Annotated in this window: 12 protein-coding genes and 2 tRNA genes; 5 read left to right on the forward strand and 9 right to left on the reverse strand. The window is 40.0% G+C overall.

Annotated elements, in window-relative coordinates:
• Positions 1–33: 33 nt before the first annotated feature.
• From DWW52_RS17270 to DWW52_RS17310, 9 genes are all read right to left on the reverse strand, one after another.
• Complete coding sequence (locus tag DWW52_RS17270; RefSeq protein WP_118716721.1) at positions 34–915, reverse strand: hypothetical protein; 882 nt, start codon at positions 913–915, stop codon at positions 34–36.
• A 568-nt stretch (positions 916–1,483) separates the two neighbouring features.
• Positions 1,484–2,701, reverse strand: coding sequence for a site-specific integrase (locus DWW52_RS17275; protein ID WP_118716722.1), 1,218 nt, complete (start codon positions 2,699–2,701; stop codon positions 1,484–1,486).
• Between the two features lie 102 nt (positions 2,702–2,803).
• Positions 2,804–2,877, reverse strand: a tRNA-Pro gene (locus DWW52_RS17280).
• Positions 2,878–2,895: 18 nt separating this feature from the next.
• A tRNA-Ser gene (locus DWW52_RS17285) sits at positions 2,896–2,985 on the reverse strand.
• Positions 2,986–3,089: 104 nt separating this feature from the next.
• Positions 3,090–3,548, reverse strand: a complete 459-nt coding sequence (locus tag DWW52_RS17290; protein ID WP_118716723.1) for a hypothetical protein — start codon at positions 3,546–3,548, stop codon at positions 3,090–3,092.
• 23 nt (positions 3,549–3,571) lie between these two features.
• A complete protein-coding gene (locus tag DWW52_RS17295; protein WP_118716724.1) occupies positions 3,572–3,958 on the reverse strand; it encodes a hypothetical protein in 387 nt (128 codons plus the stop codon).
• 30 nt (positions 3,959–3,988) lie between these two features.
• Positions 3,989–4,558 carry an RNA polymerase sigma factor gene (locus DWW52_RS17300; RefSeq protein ID WP_118716725.1) on the reverse strand — a complete coding sequence of 190 codons (570 nt, stop codon included), beginning with the start codon at positions 4,556–4,558 and terminating at the stop codon, positions 3,989–3,991.
• A 69-nt stretch (positions 4,559–4,627) separates the two neighbouring features.
• Positions 4,628–5,635 (reverse strand): glycosyltransferase family 2 protein, encoded by a 1,008-nt coding sequence (locus DWW52_RS17305; RefSeq protein WP_118716726.1) that lies wholly within the window; start codon positions 5,633–5,635, stop codon positions 4,628–4,630.
• A 109-nt stretch (positions 5,636–5,744) separates the two neighbouring features.
• Positions 5,745–6,617, reverse strand: a complete 873-nt coding sequence (locus DWW52_RS17310) for a lysophospholipid acyltransferase family protein (protein WP_118716887.1) — start codon at positions 6,615–6,617, stop codon at positions 5,745–5,747.
• Positions 6,618–6,764: 147 nt separating this feature from the next.
• On the opposite strand from DWW52_RS17310, the gene DWW52_RS17315 reads away from it, so the two are divergent.
• The 5 genes from DWW52_RS17315 to DWW52_RS17335 all read left to right on the forward strand — a co-directional run bounded on the left by DWW52_RS17315 (position 6,765) and on the right by DWW52_RS17335 (position 16,275).
• Positions 6,765–8,624, forward strand: coding sequence for a DUF349 domain-containing protein (locus DWW52_RS17315; protein WP_118716727.1), 1,860 nt, complete (start codon positions 6,765–6,767; stop codon positions 8,622–8,624).
• 185 nt (positions 8,625–8,809) lie between these two features.
• Entirely contained in the window at positions 8,810–10,417 is a 1,608-nt protein-coding gene (locus tag DWW52_RS17320) for a CTP synthase (protein ID WP_370449531.1), read from the forward strand.
• A 79-nt stretch (positions 10,418–10,496) separates the two neighbouring features.
• Positions 10,497–12,347, forward strand: a complete 1,851-nt coding sequence (yidC, locus tag DWW52_RS17325) for a membrane protein insertase YidC (RefSeq protein ID WP_118716730.1) — start codon at positions 10,497–10,499, stop codon at positions 12,345–12,347.
• A gap of 191 nt (positions 12,348–12,538) precedes the next feature.
• Positions 12,539–12,967: a carboxypeptidase-like regulatory domain-containing protein gene (locus DWW52_RS17330; RefSeq protein WP_118716732.1), complete on the forward strand. Its 429-nt coding sequence runs from the start codon at positions 12,539–12,541 to the stop codon at positions 12,965–12,967.
• Between the two features lie 815 nt (positions 12,968–13,782).
• The gene (locus DWW52_RS17335) at positions 13,783–16,275 is read left to right on the forward strand and encodes a hypothetical protein (protein WP_118716734.1); all 2,493 of its coding nucleotides are present in this window, start codon (positions 13,783–13,785) and stop codon (positions 16,273–16,275) included.
• Positions 16,276–16,286 lie beyond the last annotated feature (11 nt).

The raw sequence follows: 16,286 nt of genomic DNA on the forward strand, positions 1-16,286 counted from the left end.
AGGTTTGATGTACAACCTAGCTTTCTTGTTACACTATTCCTTACTATGTTTCAGGAGAGTTGCTTGTTCGATGATTAAACTTTGCAGGCAAGCGATTTTGTCATCACATTTGCTTTTCTCTATTTGCAATTTTTCGGTAGCCCCTATCTTTTTCAAGGCTTCCATGATGGTTGCCATGTCGAATTGAGAGATACAGGTATTAATTGCTTTCACGTAACGAGTTTGCTGGGCAGCCCTAACTCCAAAGGCTTGAACCATTGCCTTGAATAAATTTTCAGCTTGTTCAAAGGTTCTGTGCTCACCCAGCAATGCAGAACTTTCCATGACTAGAGCCTTACTTTGCAGTAAAGACGTGTTGGCACTTAACCCGAAATAGCCTTGGGCGGTTGTTCCCCCGATTTCATATTTATTTCCAAACTGGCGAATCTGGATCAATAATTCATCCTTGGAAACGATTCCACCTAGACCTACCCAATCATCTTTTGAAGCCCCTTGCGAGAGGTAAGCCGTTGTAGCAACCTTCTGGTACGCCTCGGCAACACTTTCACAGGGGATGATTACAGAAGGTAACGGTTCGTTCAATAATCCGAACAAGTTCATGTTGTCCGCCTTATCGAGGTAAACCATCACGGGAATTTGAATGTCTTGCAGGTCAACCAATTCTCTACCAGTATAATCGTGCAACAGAATCCCCTCGTCAATGAAGATTCGAGATTCAGCGAAACAGAATAACGTCGGTAATATTTTGGTTTTATCCACAGACTTGAATAATTTATCCTTTTCAAAATTTTTACGCTTGAAAGAATAATCGGTGAAGGCAGGAATTACTTCCCTTGTTTCACCATTTACCATGATCGTAACCACGGCATGAAATTTGGGAGTTTCTTCACTCCCGAAATTTATCATTTTAAACATATCATTTAAGTATTATAATAAATAAAATATTTATTTGTAATACTGCTGTTCGTCTTCTTAATTAACCCTTATCATCATCAGGTGAAGCTAAACTGTACATCATTTCAAAGAACTCGTGTCGTTCTTTACAGAAGACCAGTCGAGGGATCTCAATGCCACCTATGACCTTGCCACCTTTTCGACACTACAAAGGTAAAAAATTACAATTTATCACTTGTTGCCAGTCCGAACATTTTAGTGGGGGAAGCTGTATTTAGTTCGGAATATTTATAAATGTATAAATCACCTAATGTCAGTGAACGATATATGATCATACTCCCGAAAATGAAGATTCGGTGAGTTTTTTACAGAATAGGCATGTAAAAGAAATTAGATGGTATTTTTTCATCCACTATATTCTATTTGAATTTGGTTTTAAAAAGGAAAGGTAGTACCTCCATTGAATTGGAAATACTACCTATTATGTTATAATTAATTGAAATTCAGGTGAATAATAAACAGAAAATACATTGTTATATACCATTCTGGCTAAAACTCACCTTACTAAATTTATCAACTTTAGATGCAACTAAAGTAAATTACTCATAGCTTCATCCATTTGCTTATCATCAAACTTACTAAGATATATTTCTGTTGTCTTTATATCTTGGTGTCCTAATGCTTGGGAGATTAGAGCTATATTAACACCAGTATTCTTCAAAATGCTAGCAAATGAATGCCTAGCAACATAAGTTGTTACATCTGCATCTATTTCCAATTCCGAAGCAAGAAGTTTCAACTCCTTATTGATCTTAGCAAGCATCTTGTGGAGCCTATTTTTCTTTTGTACCGATGTTTTATGCACTCTATTATCATAGATTGGGAAAAGATAGCCAGCTTCCTTCTGGTAAGGGGCATACTTCTTTATTATCTCTTTTGCCTGCTCACATAACTTAAAATTAATCGCTCCATGAGTCTTCTGCCTGTGATAACGAAGTCTTCCCCTGTGTACATTATAGGAGGTCAAGTTAGCCATATCTACTAGTGAAATACCGCCACTCAAATAAGCAAAAGTAAATATATCACGAGTAAATTCCCTTATGAAAGTAGCATTTATGGTTTCCGTGGTGATAATCTTTATCATATCCTCTTTAGATAATGCTCTCTTTCTAGTTGAGGTATCAAATTTACTTACCTTATATTCATCAAAAGGATAGTATTTCTTATTTACAATTTTAGCCTCGATAGCCTTATTAAATGTACTCCGTAAAGTTCTAAAAAGTACGCTTAAAGTTGTCCCCTTACACTTCTTTCCTACAAGCCAACTTTCATACCGTTTTAACCAAGCAACATCTATTGAACTAAAAGGAATATCTAAATTAGAGGAAGTGAAATCCTTTAATGAATTATAGGAATATTTATAAACCAATCTATTCCCCTCATTTCCAGAATCTCTAAAACTAACCAACAACTCTTTATAAAACTCTCCCACCGTCTTATTTACTAGCTTTACTTTCTTACTTTCCACTAGCAATGCTGCCGTGTACTCCTTTTGCTCTGCTACAAATTCCAGTATCTGACGCTGATACTCAACTTGTTTATCCAAAATAATCTTCTCTATTAATTCCTTATTAGGACATCTAGGGGTTGGTTTATTCTTTTCAAAATCCCAATATTTAGGAAAGATAGCAATACCCAAACTTACATACTTTGGTTTTCTATCTTTTGTAACCCGAAGCATTAAAAGGGATTTTCCATTAGAAAGCACCTTAGATTTGTAACAAACCACTGATACTGAAGCATTCATACTAAATTTCTGGTTTAAACCTCAGTTTAAACATTTGCTCAAATCCACCCAAAAATCACGATAATAAAAAAACAGCTACTTTCGTAACTGTCTCATTTTCTGTCGGGGTGACAGGATTCGAACCTGCGACCCTCTGCTCCCAAAGCAGATGCGCTACCGGACTGCGCTACGCCCCGAAACATCTGCAAAATTCGTGGCGGAGAGAGGGGGATTCGAACCCCCGGTACAGTATCCCGTACGACAGTTTAGCAAACTGTTGGTTTCAGCCACTCACCCATCTCTCCAATTGCGCTGACAAAAGTAGTGCTTTTTATTATTCTTGCAAGCTTTTGGCGTGTTTTTTTTCAATCTTTTCACGTTCGACAGGAAAAAACAGCCCTACAAACAACTATTTTTGCACGGGGGAAGGACCTTTCCCCATTTTTTTCCATAATTGATGATGAAATTTCTGTTCTGCCTCGATCATCATCCAGACCTTTTTAGCGGATAATGCCTTCGTCAATTTATCTATATACTCTTTTTTGATATCACGCATGGCTTGTTCTGCCGCTAATAGCGTCTGTAAATTTTTCAACGCTTGCTGTTCGGTCACTTCCGGGGCCTCTTTTGACTTCCGGCAAGTTAAATCGCGAATTTTATCGTTTTCAACACGTATTTTTTGTTGCATTTCGTTATACAAAGGCCAGAACTTAGTTGCCTCTTCGGGGGTCAACTCCATCTCCTGGGTAAAAAAAGCCACTTTCTGAGCCTCGAATTCTTTGCGCTTCTCCTCGCTCAATTTCCCAGATTGAGCAAACAAGGACAAACCGAATAACGTCATTAATATAACCAATCCTATCTTTTTCATATATCTTGCTTGTACGTTTTACTTTACCTGTTCTCCGCATATAAAAACTCCAGAGGATCGGTTTCCTGTGATAAATATTCGATAATCTCTTCCCGTGAAGGATTAAAATCTGCATCGAAAATATTTTCATCCTCTGTTTGTGATGCAATCACTTCAGGCTGTTCTCCTTTTTTAATCAGCATCCTATTCTCGTCAACCGCCCCGGGCAACACCAGTTGCACGACAACCATAGCGAAGGCAAACAATGCCGCTAACCCGAGATAAGGTTTCAATGTCAATAACAGACTTGTTTGCTTGGGCGTCTCGTTCTCTTTCACTCGACTCATCACCCGATCTTCCAACGCATCGAAATAACCGTCAGGAACCGTGAACGGGTTCTTTGATTTATATTTTTCATCCAAGTTATCCATAATCTTCCTTTTTTACTCGTTGCCAAATAATTACTCGAACGTGGGCAAAGTATCGGAAATCTTTAAACTTTCCTCGATTTTCTTCACCGCATTATGATAGGTTGCCTTCAATGTCCCTACTGCTACATCCAACACCTCGGCAATATCTTCATATTTCATATCGTCAAAATATTTCATGTTAAATACCAAGCGTTGCCGTTCCGGTAACTTTAACACGGCTTTCTGTAATTCCCGCTGGATCGAATCCCCGCAGAAATAACAATCACTCTCCAACTGATTTTCAAGCATTGGAGTAATTTCTTGCGAGTTACCGAATGTTTTCCGGCGCTTCTCGTTCAAAAAATTGATCGCTTCATTCGTTGCCACCCGGTACATCCACGTGAACAATTTAGCCTCGTAACGAAACTCCCGCAGTCCTCGCCAAATCTTGACAAAAGTGTTCTGAAGGACGTCATCGCTATCATCGTGATTAATCACGATTTTCCGAATATGCCAGTAAAGCCTTTCACTATGCTTTTCTACAAGCATCCGAAAAGCCCTTTCCTCTCCATGCTCGGAATGAAACAATCTTACTATATCTTCATCGTTATTCTCGTTCATTTTCCCCTACTCTATCATTAAGGTCTTCCATCCTATGACAATATTTTATGTCAAAGGTTTATTCAAGCACTATTTAAAATTCAAATCCGAGAACTTCTTTTTGCCACGTAAAAAGTAATCCAAGACAACACTCCGTTGGTATATCCCGGTAACATTCACAGGACTCTCCGGCCCCTTGTATTCCTTTTTCATTCTATGGTAAGCCTTGTATGCCCGGATAACGGAACGAGTATTCGAGAACTCTCCTTTCAACAGAAACAAGCCCGCCGCCATCATATCCAGCAAACCGCGGATAAAGAACACCTTCCCCCGTTGCTTTTCATCCAGATTCTTATGCAACATCAACAAATTATTCCGGTAATTCAGAAACAACTTGCGCGGGTGATTCATCGGTAAAGAACCTCCCCCAAAATGATACACGACTGACGTCGGAACCGCTTTCAGCACTCCTCCTTTATTCTTTAACCGCCAACAAAGGTCAATCTCCTCCATGTGGGCAAAAAAAGCTTCATCCAGCCCCCCGGCCGACCGATACCGCTCCCGCCGGATACACAACGCCGCTCCCGTCGCCCAAAAAACTTCCACCTCGTCATCATACTGTCCGGTATCCCGCTCCGTGGTATCCAACACTCGTCCGCGACAGAACGGGAATCCCAGGTAATCAATATATCCCCCTGCCGCCCCGGCATATTCGAACTTGTCTTTTTCCCGGTAAGCTAAAATCTTCGGTTGCACGGCCACCACTTTATCATCCCGATCCAACGCCTCCACCAACGGCTCCAACCAACCGGGAGCCACCTCCACGTCACTATTTAAAAGCACGACATACTCGGCCTCGATCATCTCGATCGCCCGGTTATATCCCCCGGCAAATCCAAAATTCTCCTCGAACAAGACACGTTCTACTTCCGGAAATTCTTTCTCCAAACATTCCCACGAACCGTCCGTAGAATGATTATCCACCACCACGACATGCCCCAACTCCACGTTGGTATTCCTCACGACAGAAGGCAGAAATTCCCGCAATAACTTCTCCCCGTTCCAATTCAATATAATTACCGCAACCCGCTTTCCCATTTATCAATTTTAGATTTAATGATTTTAGCATCCAATCACACAAGATGAACGCTTTTTTTCACGTTAAACTCTAAATTCTAAACTTTAATATAAATCCAACTTTTAGCTTTTAACGTTTATCTTTCTTGTGTTTCCACCTCTTATGCGACCACAACCAATACTGGGGTTCTTCTTTTATAAAAGACTCCAATAACCGGGTATGCATTTCCGTTATTTTCCCCTGCGGCAATTCTGCCGGATTCGCGCATACATCCACGAATTCCACCTCGTAATACCCGCGTTTCACTTTACGCATGCGCACCGAAACCACCGGGATATTATATTTTCTTGCAATCTTCTCGGTACCAAGCAAAACGGGAGTATCTTGATTCAAAAATTGTGTCCAGAAATTCAAATTATGCCCGTTCGGAGTCTGATCCCCAATAAAACCAGCCAAAAACAAACGATTTTCCGAACGATAACGGGCTATCACCCGCAAGGTGTCATCTTTAGCCACAAGCACCGCACCGAATCGAGATCGAATCTGTTGCATCATCCTGTTGGTCACCTTATTACGAATCGGCTTGTATAAAGCTAGAAAATCCGCGTCTGTTTCCCATAAACTATACGAAGACATCCACTCCCAATTCCCGTAATGCCCCAACACCCCGATCACACTCCTCCCCTCGTCAAAATAAGATTGCGGCAAAGCTGTATTTTTAAACACGCAGCGCTTCCGGATGGTAGCCTCGGACACATGCCACAACTTGTACAACTCGATCGTTAAATCCGCCAGATGTTTATAATATTTCCGCTCGATTGCCACAATCTCCCGTAAGCTTTTTTCCGGGAAAGAGTTACACAAATTCGTCCGCACCACCTTGCGACGGTAGTGAAGCACGTAATAAAGCAACAAATAATTAAAGTCGGCTATAAGATAAAGTACCCTGAATGGCAGGAAACTAATCAACCAGACAATAGCATACAGAATATACGAAAACATAAGCGTCCAATTATAATGGTCAAAGATACATGCTTTGCAATTGAAATCCAAAAAGAAGCTCCTCCTGTTTTTTTTAATCATTATAAATTGGCAGTGTCAGAATAAATCATTATTTTCGTGAGTTGAATGCGTAAAATACGAATAGCCATGGAGCAAGAAAACCTACAACAAGCCGAAGAGTTGAATAACAACGAAGCAATTTCTCCGGATACTTTAAATGATGAAACTCAAAACGAGGTTTCAGTTCAGGGTCAACCTACACCGATAGAGAAAGCCCCCGAAAAGGAAGTTCCAACATGGGATTTTTCTAGTTTTAACACGGAAGAGATCATCTCTCACATGAAAGCATTGATCGAAGACTTCCCCGTGCAACGCCTGAAGGTGCTGGATAACCTACCCCAAGTTTTCGAGGCACAGTATCAAAAAGAGTATGACAAGGCTCTGGCAGAGTTCACCCAAGGCGGGAACCCGGCTGAAGCATTCGACTACCAAGATAATTCGAAAGAACGTTTTTATAGCGTGTACAGGATCTATCGTGAAAAAAAGTCAGAGTTTTACAAGAAACTAGAAGGCGAAAAAGAACAAAACTTGAAAGAAAAACTCCAGATCATCGAAGAACTGAAAGAGTTGATCCAACACGAGGAATCGTTAAACAAAACATATCAAGACTTTAGAAGCCTACAAGAGAGATGGAGAAACACGGGTATGGTTCCGCAAGCACAAGCGGGAGACTTGCTCGAAACTTATCACCATCACGTGGAAAACTTCTTCAACTATATTAAAATCAACAAAGAATTGCGCGATCTCGATTTAAAGAAAAATTTGGATGCCAAGAACGCTTTAATCGAACAGGCGACCGCTCTACTCGAAGATAACAATGTCGGAAACGCTTTCCGTCAATTACAATCCCTCCATTCTCAATGGAAAGAGATCGGCCCTGTATCCAAAGACGTGCAGGAAGAAACTTGGAACCGTTTCAAGGAAGTTACCGATAAAATTAATAACGCTTACCACCGTTTCTTCGAGACCCTTCGGGAAGAACAAGACAACAACTTAAAGATTAAAGAAGAAATTTGTCTGAAGTTGGAAAATTACGCAACCGTCACTTTCGGAAAATTATCGGAATGGAACGAAGCCACGGACACCGTACTCGCCCTGCAAAACGAATGGAAACACGCGGGAACAATTCCAATCAAGGAACGCAACCGCTTGTACAAACGTTACAGATCGGCATGCGACGCATTCTTTGAGAAGAAACGACAATATTACGCAGAAATACAGGCATTGCAAAACCAGAACCTAGCCAAGAAAATTGCTCTTTGCGAAAAGGTAGAGGCTCTGAAAGACAGTACCGACTGGCGTTCAACAACCAACAAGATCATCGAATGCCAAAGAGAATGGAAAAACATCGGACCGGTTCCGAAAAAGATATCCAACAAAATATGGAATCGTTTCCGTACAGCCTGTGATTATTTCTTTGACAATAAATCCGCCCAATTCAAACACGTCTCTTCCGATCAAGAAAAGAATCTTGAATCAAAAAGAGCCCTGATTGAAGAGGTCCGTAATTTCCAAAAGACCGGCAACAATGATGAAGACATCGAGGCGCTGAAAGCTTTCCAGGCTCGCTGGGCTGAAATCGGATTCGTTCCAATCAGGGAGAAAGAGGCCGTGCAAAGTGAATTCCGGAAATTAATCAACGATCATTTTGACCAGCTTGATATTGATGAATTCGATAAAAATATAGAACGATTCAAATCCAAAATCAACACTTTCGACAACAGTGACGACAAGGATAGCAAGATCATCCAGGAAAGAGAAAAACTAGTAAACAAAATCAAGCAACTGGAAACAGACTTACATGCTTGGGAGAACAACATCGGATTCTTCTCCAAATCAAGCAATTCCGAGAGCTTGATCCGGGAATTCTCGAACAAGATAGAGAGTGCCCGTCACAAGTTAGCCTTGATGCAGGAAAAACTGAAACTCATCGACGGAATGATTTAAACGAAAAACAAACATAAAAAAGAGGCGCTTCAAAAGTGCCTCTTTTTATGTTTGTATGATATTTTTTCTTACTTTTGTCGTTAAGTTTCAACATACTTGTATCATTTGATTGTTATTCATTGGATAACAAATAGTTCAGGTATTTTCAAACTGTTGGATGTAGAATATAGAAATAATTATAAAATATTTATATCGTGTCAACAAAATATGTTTTCGTTACGGGTGGAGTTGCTTCTTCTTTGGGAAAAGGAATCATAGCCTCCTCATTAGCAAAACTGCTTCAATCAAGAGGTTACAAAGTTGCAAACCAAAAATTAGACCCGTACATTAATGTCGATCCCGGAACCTTAAACCCTTATGAACATGGCGAATGCTACGTGACTAACGACGGTGCGGAAACCGACCTGGACTTGGGGCATTACGAAAGGTTCACGAATATCCCGACATCACAAGCCAACAACATCACGACGGGGCGTATTTACCAAAACGTTATCACGAAAGAACGTCGTGGAGATTACTTGGGAAAAACAGTGCAAATCATCCCGCACATCACGGATGAAATCAAACGAAATATAAAACTACTTGGTAACACGGGCGATTACGACGTGGTCATCACGGAAATCGGGGGGACTGTGGGAGACATCGAATCTTTACCGTTTATCGAGGCCGTTCGTCAGTTACGCTGGGAACTCGGAGAGAAATCCGTATTCATACACCTGACGCTAGTTCCCTACCTAACCGCTTCAGGCGAATTAAAAACCAAACCCACGCAACACTCCGTGAAAGCCCTTTTGGAAAACGGGGTACAACCGGATATCATCGTGCTCCGCACAGAACACGAACTGGGGTCTGACCTCCGGAGAAAAGTGGCCCTTTTCTGCAATGTTGACCCGAAAGCCGTGATCCAATCCATCGACGTGGATACAATTTACAAGGTACCCATCAAAATGCGGGAAGAAAAATTAGACGAGATCGTACTTTCACAGCTCGGCCTACCACTTAAACACGAACCGGACTTGGAATCATGGGAACGCTTCTTGTACAAGTTCAAAAATTATAACCGGAAAGTAACCATCGCTCTTGTCGGGAAATACGTAGAATTACACGATGCCTACAAATCTATCGTGGAATCATTCATCCATGCCGGCGCAGCCAATGATTGTAAGGTCAATATCAAATGGGTACATAGCGCTCACGACATCAACGTGGAAAACGTGTGTGATGTATTCAAAAATGTAGATGGAATACTCGTGGCTCCCGGATTCGGGCAACGGGGTATCGAGGGAAAACTGCTCGCCATCGAATACGCCCGCACGAACAACATCCCGTTCCTCGGAATCTGTCTCGGCATGCAAATGGCAGTTATCGAATACGCCCGCAACGTGTTGCATCTGGAAGGAGCTGATTCGACTGAAATGGCACCCAAAACAAAATATCCTGTTATAGATCTCATGGAATCGCAAAAAGAAGTAACCGATAAAGGTGGTACCATGCGTCTGGGAGCCTACAAATGCGTGCTGAAAGAAGGCTCTAAAGCCTGCGATGCTTATGGGGTTAAGGAAATTGAAGAGAGACATCGTCATCGTTACGAGTTCAACAGCAAATACACCGAACAATTTGAACAAGCAGGAATGATCACAACAGGAGTTAATCCGGACACGGGATTAACCGAAATCGTGGAAATCCCGACTCACAAATGGTTCGTAGGCACCCAGTTCCACCCCGAATACAAGAGCACGGTAACCAACCCGCACCCTTTATTCGTGGCATTTGTAAAAGCTTGTTTGTCATAAATATAAAAAAAAAACAAATAGAACATCGCGTATGCGATATTCAATTTAAAATCATAAATCTAAAACCTAAAATAAAAATATGGATAGAAATACAATAACCGGTTTAGTTGTCATCGCGCTCATACTGATCGGCTACTCCTATTTCATGAGTCCTTCTAAAGAGGAAATGAAGGCCATGCATGTCCGGGACTCCATCGCAAGAGTCGAAGCTCAAAGAGCCGCCGCATTGGAGAAAGAACGTCAGGCCGATTTCGCACAACAACAGCAAAACGCGGATGCACAACAAGCCCCCACAGCTTTGGTATTCAAACAAGACTCCCTGCCTGTCGAAGAGTACACGCTGGAAAATGATAAAATCAAATTACATATCAATACCAAAGGTGGCCGCATCGACTACGTGGACCTGAAAGGATACCGCACGCATGATTCTCTTCCGCTTATACTATGGAAAGAAAATAAAAGTTCCTTCGGGTTGAATTTCTATGCACAAAACAAACAAATCAATACAGAAGACTTGATCTTTGTTCCAAGCACGAACCAAAAGAAACTGATCGCGGAGAACTCCGCGCAGACGCTCACGATGCGGGCTTACGTGGACGAGAACAAATATCTTGAATTCGAGTACAAGCTCGCCCCGGATTCTTACATGGTTGATTTCAACATCAACACCTACAACTTGAATGACGTTATCGCCTCGAACACGAATTTTCTGACCCTATACTGGGGCGTAGATATGCCACAATTAGAGAAAAGTAGGGACTTCGAAAATCGTTACACGGGAGTATACTACAACTTCTCGAACAATGACGTGGAACACCTTTCACTTACCGGCGACGAAAAAGTAGATTTACCAACTAGCGTGAAATGGATTGCCTTCAAGCAACAATTCTTTTCTTCCATACTTATCGCCAACGAATCGTTCCCAAATGTACTGATATCTACCACCAACAACACGACCGAGGGATTCTTGAAAACAGCCGATGCAGAAGTTTCATTACCTTATTCCGGGAAAACGATCGAAAAATACGACATGCGCTTTTTCTTCGGACCGAACTCTTACCCTATCCTGAGAGAGTATGGTAAAGATATCGAATTGCCCCAGTTGATCAACTTAGGTTGGAAATGGATTGCTTGGTTCAACCGTTACGTGGTAATTCCAATTTTTAACTTCCTCGAAAATCATGTAACTCTCAATTACGGTCTGATTATCTTGTTGTTGACCCTGATCATAAAACTCGTCCTTTTCCCGTTGACTTACAAATCGTATATGTCTCAAGCGAAAATGCGAGTGCTGAAACCACAGATTGACGAGATAAACAAAAAGATTCCCGCCGACAAAGCCATGGAACGCCAACAAGCGGTGATGAAACTGTACAAGAAAGCAGGAGTCAACCCCATGGGAGGATGTTTGCCGATGCTCTTGCAGATGCCGATTTTGATCGCCCTCTTTTACTTCTTCCCCGGAGCAATCGAATTGCGCCAGAAGAGCTTCTTGTGGGCTACCGACTTGGCTTCTTACGATTCCATCGCCACACTGCCGTTCAACATCCCGTTCTATGGGAACCATGTCAGCTTGTTCTGTTTGCTAATGACAATTACCAATGTCTTATATATGTGGTATAACAGTAAGAACCAACCGCAAAATGACCAAATGAAAGGGATGCAAACAATGATGTACATCATGCCCATCATGTTCTTATTCATCTTCAACAGTTATTCATCCGGTTTGAGTTACTACTATTTCATCGCCACGTTAATCACCATCGTTCAAACATGGGCTATCCGGAAATTCGTAAATGACGAAAAACTATTGCACCAGATAGAACTCGCCAAAACAAAACCCGTGAAAAAGTCCAAGTTCCAACAAAAACTGGAAGAAATGCAACGAATGCAAGAACAACGCATGAAACAAATGCCAAAGAAAAAATAAAAGCTATACAGCTTAAAATAAAAGAGATCATGAAAATGATCTCTTTTATTTTATCCCACCCCTAACAAATAAATAAAATCATTCCCATTAAACATTTCCTTTATTTCATTCATCCCTTCTATGTTCCTGTGGTGTCTTTATAAAAAGGAGTACAAAGTTTGTGTACAGTACAAATTTTAAATTAAAACACCATGCAAATAAAAAAAATCACAGAAATAATGGCAATTATATTGTTGCTTATTATTACAACAAATCCCGCTATTTCTCAATCACGAGAAATTTCTGGAACGGTACGGAAATATGGTTCACATGAACTATTATCGGAAATTTCAGTTGTTTTTAAAGGAACCAAAAATGGAGTAACTACTGATTTAAGAGGTTCTTTCACGATACGAACTCTTTTTGCCAAAGATACCATATTAGTTTTCAGCTATATTGGTTATATTACACAAGAAATCAATATTGCTAAAAGTAAGCATCATGTTGTATATATGAAAGAAGACGATTCAAGCCCAACAAACTACAATTTTCTTAACACTTTAAACGTCTTATATCAATTCCTAAGACAAGAAGATAAAGAAAAGTCCATAAAAATACCAATGAGACCAGAAACGAATTAACCATACAATAATATCACACAAACTTTATTGCCGACTATAAAATGAAATATTATCACATCATAACAATCGCAAACCACGAAGCAAAGTTATTGAGAAGGAGTATTTTGTTCCAGATATTTACAGGATTGGCGATTTTAGGGATTCCGTTTTTGCAACTCATAAACCAAGGAGGTGACAATCTATTTTGGTATAAAATAGCCCTTCCTTCCTCTTTCCCATTCATAAATGTTTACTTGTATAATCTATTACAGACATTAGTAATCATCTTTGCCTGTACAGAGCGAGAAAAACAAAGTATGACACGATACACGATAGAAGTTTTACAATGTCATCCTGTAAGTAATTACGAATTTTGTATCGGCAAGATTCTTGGAATATTTAAAGAATTTATCAAAATCAACTTCTATGTACTTATAATAGGTGCACTTATAAATATATGGGGAAGTAACGCTCCATTTCGAATCGAACTTTATCTATTCTATTTTTTTACACTAACCTTACCTACATTATTTTTCATAAGTGGATTTACATTATGGCTGACTCGAATGATAAGAAGTCAAGTTTTAATTATCCTAATTTTAATCATTTACTTTCTATGCAATTATTTCTATTTTTCTAGAATACAATTCGGGATATTTGATTTTTTATCGCACACCCTATCGTACCAATTTTCTGATATAACAGGATACACAGCGTTACCGAAATTTTTATTGGTACGTCTTGGATATACATTACTAGGAATTGGATTTTTATACTTATGGAACAGAATATGGCAACGCCCTGACAACAAAGTATCCGGCAAATGGAATACGTACATGATTAGTATTCTATTCTTCCTACCGGGAAGTATTGGAATCCTTTACTCTTGGCACGATTGTCAAAATCAAGAAAACCGGAGAGAATTGTACAGGGAAACTTATTTACACTATCAGCCGGAAGCTAAAGCCCGAGCTATACAGAACGACATCACTTATCGTTCAAACGGCAAATACATGTCCGTCACAAGTAAATTAAGCGTGCAAAATCAAAATAAAGATACCCTATCACGTGTTATCCTTTATCTAAACCCAACCCTACACGTGACGAAGATTCAGGAAAACACACTGAAAGTTGATTATTCCAGAGAGAATCAAGTAATTGTTCTACACAAGAAATTAGCCCCGGCAGAAAGAATCACCTTAGACATAGATTATCATGGAAAAATTGACGATGCCATTTGTTATCTGGATTTCCCCGAAGAAGAAATCTCGAATGAAACAAGAATAAGACAAAACAAGATCTTCAGATTTGGCAAAGAATATTCTTTTCTTACTGAGAACTACACCCTATTACACCCGGAATGCATTTGGTATCCCGTTTGCGTACCGCCCGCAAATATAGCATTTCCGTATGCCCACGAAACAAATTTCACTCATTTCACCCTAAACGTGGATCACAAAAAAGAAGGGGAAGTGCTATCACAAGGAATTTCGAAAACAACGGATAAAGGTGTCGTTTTTGTCAACGAGCAAGCTCTCACGGGAATCAGTTTGTGTATCGGGAAATACGAGAAAAAAGAAATGCAACTTGGCAACATTCTATTGGAACTATACTATTTCCCAAAACATAAATTCATGTTCGACTCTTATCAAATAACGGACAAACAATTACAGATACAAATCACTCAAATCAAAAATAGGATACAATCCAACTTCGGACGATACTACCCGTTCAAAAAAATCATGTTTATCGAAAGCCCGACATCCTACACCTCTTACGAGAGAAAATGGAAAGGAGGAAGTGAATATATACAACCCGAAATAGTATTTTTCCCGGAAAGACTCTTCACGTTGGCCTACAGTCCCCTTAACGTCGCTAAAAAAGTTGCCAGAAAAACGAATCCATCGGAAGACCAGGAATCATTGAATACACAAGTAGAGAAAAATACACTGCGTTCTTTCGAGATGCCCTTATTAGGAGGCACGTATAGTCTTTCCCCTATGTTCTACGATTATATGAGCTTTATATCATCAGACAAATATCCCGGGGTAAACACACTATTAAATGATTTGATTTACCAACAGGATCGAAAAATAATGCTGATAAACAACGAATTTACCGAAGAGTATATTGCCGTTACGGAATATCTGAAAAATAGATGTTTACAAGACGGCTTCCGGGAAGAAAACTTGTCAACAAAAACATTGCGGGAAATGATTCGATTGAAAGCACAATATTTAAAAGCTTATCTCTCTACACGAATTTCTCTCGACGAACTCAAACAATTTTGCAATGATATGGCCTCTCGTCTCCAGTTCTCAGAAATAAAACTAGAACAGTTTTGCGAAGAGTTTACCGATCGTAATTTGCTGGATTTACAATCAGTATTAAATCATTTATACCAAGAAAAAGGATTACCCTCATTCGTGGTCAAAGATTTACAAGCAGCAAAGATTGCAGGCGAAGAAAATAAATATCAAATCCATTATAAAGTGTGGAATACGGCACAAACACCGGGAATCATTTCACTCGGCGCACACGACATGGAGGGAAATAGCCTGATAGAGCGCAATGATATTATCCCTCCCAAAACATGTAATGAAATTTATTTGGAAACAATGCAGGAGCCGAGTCAATTATACATACAAACCCATTTATCACAAAACATCCCATCGTTTTATTATATCGAATACGAAAACGGGATTCATCAAAATGCGGATAAAAAAGCCATTGGTATATTTCATACAGATAGTTCCTCTTTTTTATCCAGAGATATTATTGTAGACAACGATTCCGACAAATTCTATTTCACAGATTCCACGGAACAGAAAAGAGTCTTATTATCTTCAAAATCAAAACAAAAAAAATATACCCTTGTTTGCGATCCCCCCCAATGGATCGAAACGATAACCCACCGCAGTTTCGGAAACCCCATTCGTAGCACGTATTGCAAACTGGCCGATCATGGAAAAAGAAATGCAGTCTGGACAACCGATATTTCCCAAGAGGGAACCTATGAAATCTTCTTTTACCATCAAGACATCACCGTAAGTTTTCCTCCCGTCAGCTCCACCTTCCCAGGAGCAAAGCTACATTATGCCGTACAGTACGCCGGAGCTAAAAAAGAAATTACAATAGAAGCCGATCTGGAAGCTGAGGGTTGGATTTCTTTAGGTATATTCGACCTTCCTAAAGGAAAAGTACAGGTTATTCTAAACGACAAAGGTGGTATCGTCGAAAAAGATAATTCCAAACAAGGTATTGAAGCTAAACGACAATTAATCATTGCCGATGCGGTAAAATGGGTTCAGGTAAAAAGGACGAACTGATAAATGAATGC

This window comes from Odoribacter sp. AF15-53 (assembly GCF_003479425.1).
Classification (GTDB): Bacteria; Bacteroidota; Bacteroidia; order Bacteroidales; family Marinifilaceae; genus Butyricimonas.

Excerpts from the sequence above, each read along its gene's own strand:
- DWW52_RS17335 (WP_118716734.1), top strand. The coding sequence starts at position 13,783 with ATGATTAGTATTCTATTCTTCCTACCGGGAAGTATTGGAATCCTTTAC.
- DWW52_RS17275 (WP_118716722.1), bottom strand. The coding sequence starts at position 2,701 with ATGAATGCTTCAGTATCAGTGGTTTGTTACAAATCTAAGGTGCTTTCT.
- DWW52_RS17270 (WP_118716721.1), bottom strand. The coding sequence starts at position 915 with ATGTTTAAAATGATAAATTTCGGGAGTGAAGAAACTCCCAAATTTCAT.
- DWW52_RS17330 (WP_118716732.1), top strand. The coding sequence starts at position 12,539 with ATGCAAATAAAAAAAATCACAGAAATAATGGCAATTATATTGTTGCTT.
- DWW52_RS17300 (WP_118716725.1), bottom strand. The coding sequence starts at position 4,558 with ATGAACGAGAATAACGATGAAGATATAGTAAGATTGTTTCATTCCGAG.
- DWW52_RS17295 (WP_118716724.1), bottom strand. The coding sequence starts at position 3,958 with ATGGATAACTTGGATGAAAAATATAAATCAAAGAACCCGTTCACGGTT.
- DWW52_RS17315 (WP_118716727.1), top strand. The coding sequence starts at position 6,765 with ATGGAGCAAGAAAACCTACAACAAGCCGAAGAGTTGAATAACAACGAA.
- DWW52_RS17290 (WP_118716723.1), bottom strand. The coding sequence starts at position 3,548 with ATGAAAAAGATAGGATTGGTTATATTAATGACGTTATTCGGTTTGTCC.
- DWW52_RS17310 (WP_118716887.1), bottom strand. The coding sequence starts at position 6,617 with ATGTTTTCGTATATTCTGTATGCTATTGTCTGGTTGATTAGTTTCCTG.
- DWW52_RS17305 (WP_118716726.1), bottom strand. The coding sequence starts at position 5,635 with ATGGGAAAGCGGGTTGCGGTAATTATATTGAATTGGAACGGGGAGAAG.
- yidC (WP_118716730.1), top strand. The coding sequence starts at position 10,497 with ATGGATAGAAATACAATAACCGGTTTAGTTGTCATCGCGCTCATACTG.